The 12,096-nt window shown below is 66.8% G+C and carries 8 protein-coding genes and 1 pseudogene; 6 read left to right on the top strand and 3 right to left on the bottom strand.

The window, feature by feature from the left end:
* Together FJV41_RS52260 and FJV41_RS16300 are read left to right on the top strand one after the other, a co-directional pair.
* Positions 1–283 (top strand): annotated as a pseudogene (locus tag FJV41_RS52260) (hypothetical protein); the annotation flags it as partial.
* A gap of 22 nt (positions 284–305) precedes the next feature.
* Entirely contained in the window at positions 306–1,523 is a 1,218-nt protein-coding gene (locus FJV41_RS16300; RefSeq protein WP_220137866.1) for a zinc metalloprotease, read from the top strand.
* A gap of 190 nt (positions 1,524–1,713) precedes the next feature.
* On the opposite strand, the gene FJV41_RS16295 is transcribed toward FJV41_RS16300, so the two are convergent.
* Complete coding sequence (locus FJV41_RS16295; RefSeq protein WP_141643404.1) at positions 1,714–2,694, bottom strand: alpha/beta fold hydrolase; 981 nt, start codon at positions 2,692–2,694, stop codon at positions 1,714–1,716.
* A 139-nt stretch (positions 2,695–2,833) separates the two neighbouring features.
* On the opposite strand from FJV41_RS16295, the gene FJV41_RS16290 reads away from it, so the two are divergent.
* The 4 genes from FJV41_RS16290 to FJV41_RS16275 all read left to right on the top strand — a co-directional run bounded on the left by FJV41_RS16290 (position 2,834) and on the right by FJV41_RS16275 (position 8,621).
* Positions 2,834–3,706, top strand: coding sequence for an AraC family transcriptional regulator (locus FJV41_RS16290; protein ID WP_141643403.1), 873 nt, complete (start codon positions 2,834–2,836; stop codon positions 3,704–3,706).
* A 1,041-nt stretch (positions 3,707–4,747) separates the two neighbouring features.
* A complete protein-coding gene (locus FJV41_RS16285; RefSeq protein ID WP_141643410.1) occupies positions 4,748–5,308 on the top strand; it encodes a DUF1993 domain-containing protein in 561 nt (186 codons plus the stop codon).
* A 314-nt stretch (positions 5,309–5,622) separates the two neighbouring features.
* Positions 5,623–7,071: a DOMON domain-containing protein gene (locus tag FJV41_RS16280; RefSeq protein WP_141643402.1), complete on the top strand. Its 1,449-nt coding sequence runs from the start codon at positions 5,623–5,625 to the stop codon at positions 7,069–7,071.
* Between the two features lie 14 nt (positions 7,072–7,085).
* The gene (locus tag FJV41_RS16275) at positions 7,086–8,621 is read left to right on the top strand and encodes a DOMON domain-containing protein (RefSeq protein ID WP_141643401.1); all 1,536 of its coding nucleotides are present in this window, start codon (positions 7,086–7,088) and stop codon (positions 8,619–8,621) included.
* 112 nt (positions 8,622–8,733) lie between these two features.
* Here the strand turns inward: FJV41_RS16275 and FJV41_RS16270 are convergent, their stop codons facing one another.
* Positions 8,734–10,008 carry a hypothetical protein gene (locus FJV41_RS16270; RefSeq protein WP_246137236.1) on the bottom strand — a complete coding sequence of 425 codons (1,275 nt, stop codon included), beginning with the start codon at positions 10,006–10,008 and terminating at the stop codon, positions 8,734–8,736.
* A gap of 234 nt (positions 10,009–10,242) precedes the next feature.
* Positions 10,243–11,829 (bottom strand): hypothetical protein, encoded by a 1,587-nt coding sequence (locus FJV41_RS16265; RefSeq protein WP_246137235.1) that lies wholly within the window; start codon positions 11,827–11,829, stop codon positions 10,243–10,245.
* Between the last annotated feature and the right edge of the window lie 267 nt (positions 11,830–12,096).

Here is a 12,096-nt window from a genome sequence, read left to right as displayed (position 1 = left end):
TGCGTCCGCCGAGGATGCGCACGACTGGGTGACGCGCTTCGTGGATTGGTACAACACCGAGCACCTTCACTCCGCCATCCGCTTCGTCACGCCTGACGACAGGCACTTCGGTCGCGAGGCCTCGCTGATGGCTCGACGCCACCGGGTGTACCAGCGCGCCCAATCCCGTCACCCGGAGCGATGGAGCCGCGTCACGCGCAACTGGACTCCCGCGGGCTCCGTCCGCCTGGGCCCCTCGCCCAGCCTCATCCCGGCCGTGCAGGAGATGAAGCGCATCGGCTGAACCCTCTCACGCGACATCTACCTTGACGCTCACCGGTTTGACCGCCTGCGGCAACGTGGCTCCACCGGACGAGGTACAGAGCAGTACTCGCCAGGATGAGGTGGTCGCAGAGGCTGTGCCACTCCCGCTCCCTCTCGGCTGTCTCCTGACCTCACTGGATACAGACCAGGATGGCGTCTGCGACATCGTGGAGGTAGTGTTTGGCACCAATCCGAACAACGCTGACACGGACGGGGACCGCCTCAGCGACTACGTGGAGTTGTTCGGCTTCGGCGGCGTGGATTTGAGTGCCCTCGGCGCCAACCCGCGCAAGAAGGATATCTTCGTGGAAGTGGACTACCTTCCCGGCCTCCTGCCGACCCAGGACACGCTGAACAGCGTCATCACGGCTTTCGCCAAAGCGCCGGTGAGCAACCCGAATGGGTCCACGGGCATCACGCTGCACCTGGTGGTGAGTCAGGAGATCGCCGCCGCGGACGTGGACCTGGACTTGAGTCCTGTCTGGACCGACTTCGACAAGATCAAGGCCAAGTACTTCGCCGCGAGCCGCGCGCCGTACTTCCATTACATGCTGTTCGCGCACAGATACAACGGGGGCAACTCCAGCGGCATCTCGCGCGGGCTGCCTGCCCAGGACTTCGTGGTGTCACTGGGCTTTTGGGGCGGCGTACCGAACGTGGCGGTGGCTGGCACCCTGATGCACGAGTTGGGACACAACATCGGCCTGGACCACGGTGGCAATGACGGTGCCAACTACAAGCCCAACTACCTGAGCATCATGAACTACGAATACCAGTTTCATGGGTTCGTCATTGACAACATTGGCGGCGTGCTCGACTACTCGCGTGTGCGGGTTGCTGCCTTCAGTGAGCAGAATATCCTTGAGACTTCTGCGTTCGCGCCTATTGCGCCTACCACGGAAGCGGACCTTGACCGCATCGGCGGAGTGCGCGTCAACGGCGTCAATATTTTTGGCCATGCAGGCAACTTCCTCGACTTCAACAACAACGTCCAAGTCGACAACGGCGCCTATTCGTTGGATTTCAACCGCAACGGCTTCGCTGGGGATGTATTCCCCGCGGCGCAGAATGACTGGTTGGCCCTGATCTACGACGGCGGCGGCCAGATTGGCTTCGCCACGCCGGGCATCTCCCGGCACCTGGACCGCGAGGCGCCTTTCCTCGTGACCCCCGAGAAGATGGAGCCCTGCCTCACCGTGGACCTGGCGCGCGCTCCGTAAGTCCGCCTCCTGTCGCGGAAGAGTCGAATCCCACCGCCGGGGCGCCTGCACGGGCCCCGGCGGGTGTGTCTGCCTGGGAGCATCGAGGAGCGGACGCAACGGGCCCGCCACGGAGGTGGATGACCTGCCCCGCGGTTTTCGGACCCTCTGAAGCTCGCGAGGATGCCGTCTCCCGTCCCCACGGAGGCAGTCAGTCGACCTTCCACAGACGGAGGGCTTCCTCCGCGATGATGTCGGGGTTCTCCTCCTGGAAGAACAGCTTCCCGCCCGGCACGAAGCGAATCCCCCGGGAGCCGGGGAACGTGCGGTCGAGGTAGTGCGCGTCCTCGTTCGAGAAGATGTCGTCGCTTGCGCCCCAGACGATGCGGACCGGGATGTGGGCGCCAAGGAGCTTCGCCTCGATTCCCGCCAGCGGGTTGGGGAGAAACGCCTGGTGGAAGGCGTGGTACTGGGCCTGCCGCTTCGGCGAGCTCACGACGGGCGAGGCGTAGGTTTCGATGACCTCGTTGGTGAGGGTGTTGGGGTTCTGGAAGACAGCCGCGCCGAACGTCGCGCGAGCCATGGCGGGGTCGGTGAGCCACGCGGCGGTGTCGGCCGCGAGCGTCCCTGCGCGAGCCAGCTCGATGGCCGGCATGACCTTGGGTGGAGGGCTGTTCGGCTCGGTGTCGCAGTTCGTCAGGAGGAGTGTCCGTACCCGCGCTGGGAACTTGACCAGGAAGAGCTGGGCGACCGCGCCTCCGCTGTCACTGGCGACGATGTCGACCTGAGAGGCGCCGAGCGAGTCGAGCAGGGCCGCGAGCATGTCCACCTGGGCAGCGGCGGCCAGTGACTGGTGCTCGGGGACCTCCGAGTAGCCCAGGCCCATGAAGTCAGGAGCGATGCAGCGCCGGAGGTCGCACAGCCGGTCGAACGCGCCGCGCCACTGGAAGCCATTGAGGGGAGCGCCGTGGAGGAACAGGGCGACATCACCCGAGCCTCGCTCCACATAGGCAATCTTTCCGAACGAGAGCGGGGCGAAGCGTCGCGCCGCGCGCCAGGTCGCCGCGTCCGTCACCTGGACCGCCGTGACGCCAGCCGTGGTGGAGTGGGACTCCGGGTGGGATGCACAAGCGCCGAGCGTGCTGGCCGCGAGGGTCATGGCCGCGAACTTGAGGAAGAACCGACGTCTCATGGGGAAAACTCCAGTGGGAGAGAACGTGTCAATGATTGCAGTGAGCTCGCGTCGGCGCGCGCATTCCTGGCCGTTCTCGAGCACAAACGGATGATCTTCCGTGTTGCGGCACGGCAGCCCCAAGGAGATGTTTCCCGGGATGACTGATCGACCCTCGTGCTACCCAAGCCTTCCGGCCGCGCTGCTGAAGAGCCACGGTCCGGGGCGCACGCCGTTGCTCGACGTGCTCACGTCTCCGGTTCCGTCGGGTCGGTTCGACTCGCCGGTGGATGACCGCCATGTCCTCTGTCTGCATGTGGGGGAGCCGGTGCCGGTGACGTATCGCGTGGGGAAGGCCGAGCGTCAGGCGGCACGCATCCACGGTCAGTTCTGCGTGGTTCCGGCGGGGTCGAGCACCCGGTGGACGTTGTCGGGCCCGGCGCGGTCGTTGCTCCTGCGGCTGACGCCCGCGCTGATGAGGGAGGCCGCGGAGGCCAGGGGGTTGGGGGCGCAAGGGGCGGAACTGGATCCGGCCATCCACATCCGGGACGCGCAGGTCGAGCGCATCGGCTGGATGATGCAGGCCGAGGACCACGATGGATATCCGGGGGGGAGGCTCTTCGTGGACAGCCTGGCGACGGCGCTCGCCGCACGGCTGTTCGCGTTGCAGTCTCCCACGGAGGACTCGGCGCCCAGGCGTCGCCATGCATTGCCGGCGTGGCGGCTGCGGCAGGTGGTCGAATACATCGAGGCGCACCTGGACGAGGAGCTGACGCTGGTGGAACTGGCGGGGGTGGCGGGGTTCAGCCTGTCTCACTTCAAGCCGCTGTTCAAACAGGCCACGGGACTGCCTGTTCATCGATTCGTGCTGGAGCGTCGCGTGGAGCGCGCGCGGCTGCGCTTGATGGAAGGGCGCAAGAGCCTGACGGAGATTGCGATGGAGGCGGGCTTCTCACACCCAAGCCACATGGCTCGCTGCCTGCGCCGCTTCCTGGGCATGAGCCCGACGGAGATAGCCCGGGCGTCACAGTGAGGTCGCGGGAGAACGAGCGAAAGAGCCAGCGCTTCCGGAGGTCGCCACCCCGCAGGGAATGGCGCGGCTGCTCTCCGGGTGAATGTGGAGGAGCGTCAGGAGTGAGCAAGGACTCCCTGGAGAGCCTCCGTCGAGAAGCAGACAGGCCGCCACGCAGGCAGGGAGTTCCTGGCCCTTTGCTGCGAGAATGAGCGCACTGCTCTTCTTCCCTGGGGGGTTGAATGCAAGCCAGTCTGAAGCTTCATCCAACGCGGTTCTCCTCCGTGTCGCCTCGTTCCTTGCTGCTGGCGGGGACGGTGCTGGGGCTGTTGACGATGCCGTCCGTCGCGCACGCGCTCTTGCTCATCACCTGTCCGGCCGGAACGACGCAGATGACCTATTCGCCCGGATTGACGTATACGTCGAAGCTCATCCAATACATGGGAAGTGAGCTGTCAGGGGTTTGCACTGGAGTGGGGCTGCCCGCGGGCGTGAGCTCTTTCACGACCACCTTCACGGGCGAGACCACGGCGTCATGTGTGACGTTATTGGCCACCGATGAGGGTGACCAGACCTTTGTGTGGAACAACGGAGCAATCAGTACCTGGCATTTCACGACCATTGTGGGAACCAGCGCGAGTGGCCAACGCGTCCTTACCCTGAAAGGGCCCATCACGTCTGGGCTGTTTCAGGGGGCGCAGGTGACGCAGGTGGCGACCTTTCTGAACCTGGACCTGGCGGCATGTAGCACGGAGGAGGGACTCACCTCCGCGAGCGGGCCGTCGACGTATCTCTTCACGGCCCTGTAGCGACGCCGGGCCAGGCCCCGAACCATGTGGAGTGGGTTCGGAGAGGACGACTCAGGCCTGACGCCTGCTCCCGCCGCGCGAGCTGGCCGCGTCAGCGTGGCGTCGGGACGGGGTATGGCGAACGCTGATGTGAAACCCGTTGGACGTACGCTCCGCTGGCTGCGAGGGACAAGGTGCGGTAGGTATCGCAGTCCATCAATACGCGCTGGTCGGGACCGGTTGGCACCGGCGCATGACGCGGTGAATGGTGACCATGTCTTTGAATGCCTACGAACTCTCTGCTGGCCTGTTTGTCCGAGGACTGACCAACTTGAAAGCGCAGTTGGCGAAGGCCGAAGAACATGCCGCGGCCAGTGGCAGCGGTGAAGCGGTGTTGCTGGACGCGCGGATCTCCGCGGAAGGGCGCATGCACGGCGATGCGAGTAACTCGCCAGCGGACCTGCACATGTACACGCTCGCCGCTCAAGTCCACTGGGCCGCGGAGGGAGCCAGGTTGGCGATCGCGCAGTTGCTGGGCGCGCAACGGGGGCCGGCCGCGAACGATGCAAAGAGCTTCGCGGAGCTGCACCAGCGGCTCGATGCGACGATTGCGTATCTGCGAGAGCTCGCGCCAGGCGACCTCGAAGCCGGCCTCGAACGAGAGGTCGTGATTGAGCACCGCCGTGGCTCGATGCGCTCCAGTGGCCACCAGTTTCTGATCGCCTTCGCGATCCCTCACTTTTTCTATCACGTCACCACCGCCTACGGCATCTTGCGCAACCAAGGCGTGCGACTCACCATGGGCGACTTCTTGGGCAATTGGGGGGCGAGTTGAGTTGAACTCCGCCCTCGCGGCCCGCTGCCCTCGAACTCCTCGGCGCCCTCGAACCACTCCTGCGTCTCAACCCACTTCGACATTAAGGCCAGGGTCCACGACAGGTTCCGCAGGCGCCTTGCGGCCTCGGGACCACGGCGCTGTGGTTGTAGGGCCACGCTTCTCGTGCATGAGGTGCCCCCTTCGGCGTGGCACAGGCATCGCAAGGGTACCAGTTCATGGGCATTCCAAAGACAGGGTGGCGAGGAGCGTGTCTCGCCCTGGTCATCACCGTTGCCGCTGGCGCCCGCGCAGCGGCTGAGACGCCGTGCGCAGTGCCCGGCAATCCCTCGACGTTGGTCTGTCAGTCGAATCCCTCGTACCCCCGCTCCGTGTGCCAGGAGGTCTGTACGCAGGGGTTCTGCATCCGCACGGATGAGCAGCAGTTCCAGGCCGGGAAGCGCGGGCTGTGTGTGCTCGCGCTCGATGCCCGGACGCGAGCGGTGACCGGCTCCTGGTCGCTGGGCCCCGGAAGCTTCGGTCGCCCGGGCCTGGACGTGTCGGCGTCGGGCATGGTGGACCTGACCGTGCTCGTCGGTGGTGCTGTCGGCCATGTCCGGCTCATCCGCACCCAGGAAGGGAAGCTCCAAGCCTCGGAGTCCCTCACGTTCCGTCCGCCGCTCGAGGGCCCGCCGCGTCCACCGCCCGAGGGCCATTGCACCGTTCCGGGTCGCCGGCAGGAGGTCTTTGCCTGCACGGGCAGGGCGCCGTCCCCCGAAGTCGTCGACAAGGCCCGCGCCGCCTGCACGAGTCCCGAGCGCCCCGCATCGATACAGAAGCCGCCACAGGGCGCGTGCTCCGCACAGGGGTGTCTGACGGTCGTGCCCGTCAAGAGCGGCGCGCTGGATGCGGGCGAGTGGTGCCTGGTCTGGGTGGATGTGAAGGGGCCCGTTCATCGGCTCTCGCAACCTCTCGTGTATGGGAACGCCTTTCAATGGGACGTGCGGGGAGAGACGCTCTGCGCGCACGTGGACGGGGGCTGCACGAACCGGGAGGCCTGCCTGCGGGAGCTTTGCTACGCGGCGGTCCCACCTCACCGACTGCTGCTGCCGAACCAGGGCTCGCCGCTGGAGTCGGACGGGGTGTACTTCGTGGGCCCCGCGGTGTCTCCGGTGCGGGTGGATGGGACGCTCGATGACCCAGCGTGGGCCCAGGCTCGCGAGGTGGTGGCCGAGACGCGGGCCCACCTCCTGTACGGTCAGCGCGCGTGGCGCGGTCCTGAGGACTCTTCCGTCCGGCTCAAGCTGCTGCATGACGCGGACGGCATGCTCCTCGCCGCCCGTGTCCGGGACGACCGGGTGGTTCCGCTGGCGCAGGGCGTCCCAGCCGTCGGGACGGACCACCTGGAGCTCGACTTCGGCCGCAATGGAATCGAGGCCCCCCGGTACGCGCTGTTGCTGGGCGCGGACCGGAAGGTGTCCCTGCGGCAGTGGCGGGACCGGAGGGGACGTGAGGTCGACTGGCCCCTCGAGTCCCAGTGCGTCTGGGCCTCCGAGGACGGGGGCTATGCGGTCGAGTGCCGCATCCCGAATGGCGTCATCTTCTTCATCCCCGCGGTGCCCGGTCCGTCGTGGTTCTCCGTCTGGGTCTCGGACGCTGACCAGCCCGGGACGCAGGAGACGCTGATGGGACCGCTGCTGACTGAAAACTTCGTGAGCGAGGTGCCACCGACCCTTCAGGAGGCGCGCTCCATCGAGCAGCAGAAGCGGGCGAGGCTTCCATGAGTGGACAGCGAAGAATGGCGTTGCACTTCGCGCTGATGGGGTTCGTTGTCGTGGCTTCGCGCGCCTCCGCGGGCGAGGCCTGCCGCGACGTGGGCGAGGTGTCCGACGTGGTGTCGTGCATGACGGACCCCGAGGACTGGGAACACCTCTCATGTGACACGCGCTGCAAGAAGGACTACTGCGTCGCCCTGCGCAATGACTCCCCGCTGCCCGGCATGCCCGCGGACTGGTGCCTGGTGGTGACAGACCGGAAGGGCACGGTGACAGGGAGCCTGGCGCTCACTGGGACCGAGGACGCGAAGGTCACCCGGGCGAGCGAGGCGGGGGGCATCGACGTGCGGGGACGGGACGAAGCGCGTCGCACGTTCGTGCTGCGCTCGAAGCGCCGGAAGGACGGCTCTCTCGTGGAGCTGGCTCGGACGACCGAGCGCGGGCCCACGACGGCTCTCACGCCCCTACCCGAGCCGAGACCGCAGCCGAAGTCGAAGCCGCAGGAGGCCTACTGCTCCATCGAGCCGTCCAATAGCGAGCCCACGCTGGCGCCTCCCACCTGCACGGGGCGAAAGCCGGCGGCGAGCTTCCTCCAGGAGGCGGCGAAGCTCTGTGCCACGTCGGCGGGCGCGGGCGAGCAGCCGGTGTCCGCGGTGGGCTCCTGCTCGGCGTCGGCGTGCATCGCGCTCGGGGCCGATGAGGGGGTGTGGGAGTGCGTGGTGGGGCAGTCGGACGGAGGCGCTCCGCATGTCCTCAAGTTCGCGGAGGTGTTGGGGTCCTCTGGCCTGACCGGAGTCGCGCTGACGGGCACGACGGTGTGCGCGACCTTCGTCCAGGGCGGCGGGAGCGGTGGCGACATCGTCTCGAGCGCCTGTGTCCTCATCGGCTCGCCGGACCGCCTTGTGCTGCCGGCTCCGCCGTCACGGGTCGCCTTCCTGGACGAGGAGGGCTACCACACCGTCCCCATGAAGGCCGAGCCCACGGTGGATGGGGACATCGCGGGCGACGCGGCGTGGGGGCCGGTCCAGCCGCTCCCGGCGCTCACCGACTCGAATGTCATCCATGGCCTGGGTGCGTGGGAGGGTCCTTTGGATGCGTCCGTCACGTGGCGGCTGGCACAGGGGGCCGACGCGCTGTACCTGGCCGCGCAGGTGGGCGACGACCGGGTGACGCCGGCTCGGCCTGGCTTGAGTCCCGTCTTCGCGGACCACCTGGAGCTCCGTCCGTACTACGCGGTCGTCCTGGAGCCGGAGGGCCACGCGTCCCTGCGCCAGTGGAGGGACTTCCGGGGGACCCGTGTGGACTGGCCCGTACGCGGCGCACGGTGCCGGTGGCGGGCGCGGCAGGGAGGCCAGGACATCGAGTGCCGGCTTCCCTTCGGCGCGGTCGGTGCCCTTGCCGTGCCTCCGTCGCGCCAGGACCTCCTGCTGGTGTTCTCGGATGGGGACGGCGAGCCGCGCCAGAAGTCCCTGGTGGGGACGCGGGTCGATCTGTGGCTCTGGAAGGAATTGCCGCCCTCGGTGGAGGACGCCATCTTCCTGAAGCAGACCTACCCGTGAGCCTCAGGTCGCGGGGGTGGGGACCGTGGAGTTGCCCCTGTCAAAACACCAGGGCAATGGCGGCCCGGTTCGAGGCGCCGGACCGCATCGCCGGGTGTCGTCGGTGTGCTCGCTACTTCGAGCAGACCGTCACCTTGAACTCATCTTCGATGCCCGAGGAGTAGGAGAGCGGGGCATAGGTCCCCCCGCCCTTGTAGGTCCCCGAGAAGCCCACGTCGTCGTAGAGCCGGCAGAACCCGCCGTCGCTCGCGACGCGCACGAGCGCCGCGCCACGGGTCGACTGCGCGAGCGGGATGCCGAGGTCGTTCTTCTCGACCATCATCGTGCCGGAGGTGCGGAGCTTCGCCAGCGTACCGCCGAAGGACTTGACCTGTCCGGAGACCGAGCCGTTGAGCTTCGCGTCGCTCGTGGACCAGGCCTTGGGGAAGCGATCAACCCGGCTCGCGGCGGCCAGTACCTCCTTGAACTTCTTCGCCTGGGTCTCAAGCGGCTTGAAGTGCTCGGCGCCGAGAGTCACTCCCACCGAGGCGGTGAGTTCGGCGAACTCGCTGGCGACCTGCCTGACATGCGCGGCGGGATCCTTGAAGCGCGCGAGCCAGACGCTGGAGAGCGCGCCATGCTGCTCGAGTGCGGTGAGCGCCTCCTGGTCGACCTTGAGCTGATCCTCGAGGCGCGCCTTCGCCGCGAGCGACACGTAGGTTTCGGCGACCTTCTGATGGTTGCCGGCGAGTTCGCAGACCACCTTCGGCTGCTTCGCGCGCCCTTCGTCCTCGTAGTACTTCTGAATCGTCGGGTACTGGCGGTCCTCACACTCCTCGGCGAGGGCGGGGAGCGCGAGGATTGCCTCCATGTCCTCCCGGACATGGCCAAGCGCGCCGCGCACCTGTCCGTCGAGGGCCATGAGCCCGGCCTGGATGGCGGCGCCGTGGCGATCACCGATGGTCGTGAACCGGGCGCGGCGCTCCAGGTCGAGCTGCGCCTCGCCGCGGGTCGCGTTCACCTCCTCGCTCGCCTTCTTCCACTTCGCGCTGGACTCCGAGAAGAAGGTCTCGAAGCTCGAGGTGTCCCAGTCCTTGTCCTTCTCCTTGATGCGAGCGATGCGGGTCTCGACGTCATCGAGCATCTTCGCGATCTCGTCGAGCGTGTTGGAGTTCTTCCAGTCCGACTTCTCGAACTTCTTGGTGATGCTCTTCATCTTGACTTCGACCGTCTGGATGTCGACCTTGGCGGGGCTCTTGTTCGCGAGCGAAGGCGCGGCGAACGCCGTGCTCGCCGTCGCCAGGTGCATGACGACAGCAACAACAAGGGCGGCGCGCGCGCTTCGGCTGGCGCGGCGCAGCTCGGAAGAGGGACGGAAGTTGGATCGCTCGAGCGACGGGGTCGACAAGTAGGGACTCCTGCTGGTTGGAATGGCGAGGGGCCGGGGGGCAGCGAACCAGCGCTTTCGCGCCCACGTCGTCGCTGTGGCGCAGTCGTACGAACCCGGTGCTGGCCGTGGCGGAGATTAGCCACGGGGGCCCCGCGCGCCAGCGAAATCCGTACTCTGAGTACAAAGAACCCAGGAAGGCTCCTCCGAGGAGACTTCTTCCCTGATACAGGGTGGGGGCGGCCCACGATCGGCTCACGGCCCGGTGATGAGGTGGATGCCGCGTTCCCGTATCAAGGCGCTCTGGGCCTCTGCGGAAACCGCGGTTCCGCGCAGGTCGAGTTCCCGCAGGCGTGACAGTCTGAGCAGCTCCGGGAGGCCCGCGTCAGTGACTTTCGTGCGCGTCAGATAGAGGGTTCGGAGCGAACTGGGAAGGTGGCCGAGTATCTCGTCCCCGGTTTGGGCGCCGGCGAGGCTCAGCCAGACGAGTTTTGTGAATTCATGAAGCGCTTTCTGGCCCTCTGCGTCCAGCCTGGTCGCGCCGAGGTCGAGCGTCGTGAGTCGCGCAAGGGTGTGCAGGCTCGCGAGGCCGGTACCCCTGATGAGCGTCCCCGCGACATGGATTGCCTCCAGCTCTGTCAAGTGAGCGAACTGGCCCAGCCCCACGTCCGTCAGGAGGGTGCGTTCGGCTTTCAGTGAATGGAGGCCGGGAAAGGCCTGGCGTATGGCGGGCACCCATTCGTCAGTGAACCGGGTCTTGCTCAAGTCCAGGTGTCTCAGGCGTGGGCGGGCCCCCAGGTTGTTCAGCGCGTCCAATCCAATCGGCGTGTGGCTGAGCGCGAGCCGCGTCAGTTGGCTGAGGGGCGCGAGTGCCGTGAAGGACTCGTCAGTCAGCGCGAGCCCAGAGAGCCAGAGGGATTCGAGCGCCACCAAGGCACTCAACTCCTGAAGTCCCGTGCCCGTCACGAGCGTGTGCGAGAGGTCAAGCTCTCTCAACTCATTGAGTCCTCGAAGATGGCGCAGCGCTGAATCGCCCACGAGAGTGTCGTCGAGGTGAAGCGCTTCCAGTCGAGAGCTGCCTGCGAGGTGGCGAAGGCCTGGGCCTCGGATTCGCGCCTTGCTGAGGACCAGCGCACGAAGCGCGGGCAGCTTCGCGAGGTGGAGCAACCCAGCGTCCGTCACCCGCGTGCTGCCCAGGTGGAGGGCTTCCAGTTCACGTCGCCCCCCGACATGCACGAGGCTGGCGTTCGAGGCAGCAGTACGCGCGAGGCCCAGCCGCCTGAGGGAGGGCATGGCGTCAATGCAGCGGAGACCGGCATCCGAGACTTTCGTGCCGCTGAGGTTGAGCGTATGCAACGAAGCGCCCGGCAACAATGCGAGGACGGCGTCGTCCGCTGCGGTATCAGACAGGTCGAGTTCCTCCAGCCCCGGTTGCCTCGCGAGGAATCCAAGTCCTTGGGAGGTTACGGCCGTTCCGGCGAGGGATACTCGACGCAGGGTGGTGTGCTCCCAGAGCGACGCAAGGCCTGCGTCCGAGACGGACGTTTCGTCCAGCCGCAGCACCGCCAGTTGTCGCATTCGTTTGAGAGGAGCCAGCCCCGTGTTGGTGACCTGGGTGGCATTGAGGTACAGGGCCTCGAGTCGAGTCTCGTTTTCCAACGAGGCGAGGTGCGCATTGCCGAAGTCCGTGCCAGACAACTGAAGCGCGACGACGCCGGACCCTTGGAGAAGGGCCGCGAGCAGCCCGGGGGCTGGAACGCCGACCGAGCCAAAGCCCAATTCGGGCACTCGGTACTCACGCAACACGGCGGCGATTTCGCGAGCGTCCGCGTCGGTACGCACGGGGAGCAAGGGTTCTGCGTACCAGGTGCCTGTGTCAGGTGGGGTGAAGCCTTCGGGCCCTGGTGGTAACCGCCCGAACTCAGCGCTTGTCCCATCCGGTTCATGGCGGAACACCGTGAGCAGCGGCCTGGGAACCGTCACCACGACGGGACTCAAGAAAGGGGCGGGAATGACAGGCACGGGACGGGGCGCACAGGCCGCCATGACGAGAAGCAATCCTGCGAATCCGAGGATTCCCAAATGGACGTGAAGCGGCGGGCAAGGAAA

The sequence above is a fragment of the Myxococcus llanfairpwllgwyngyllgogerychwyrndrobwllllantysiliogogogochensis genome (assembly GCF_006636215.1).
GTDB lineage: Bacteria > Myxococcota > Myxococcia > Myxococcales > Myxococcaceae > Myxococcus > Myxococcus llanfairpwllgwyngyllgogerychwyrndrobwllllantysiliogogogochensis.
This window is presented reverse-complemented; position numbering and strand designations above follow the sequence as displayed.

Bases quoted from the DNA above. Each gene is read 5' to 3' on its own strand.
- FJV41_RS16285 (WP_141643410.1), top strand. From the start codon at position 4,748: ATGTCTTTGAATGCCTACGAACTCTCTGCTGGCCTGTTTGTCCGAGGA.
- FJV41_RS16275 (WP_141643401.1), top strand. From the start codon at position 7,086: ATGGCGTTGCACTTCGCGCTGATGGGGTTCGTTGTCGTGGCTTCGCGC.
- FJV41_RS16295 (WP_141643404.1), bottom strand. From the start codon at position 2,694: ATGAGACGTCGGTTCTTCCTCAAGTTCGCGGCCATGACCCTCGCGGCC.
- FJV41_RS16290 (WP_141643403.1), top strand. From the start codon at position 2,834: ATGACTGATCGACCCTCGTGCTACCCAAGCCTTCCGGCCGCGCTGCTG.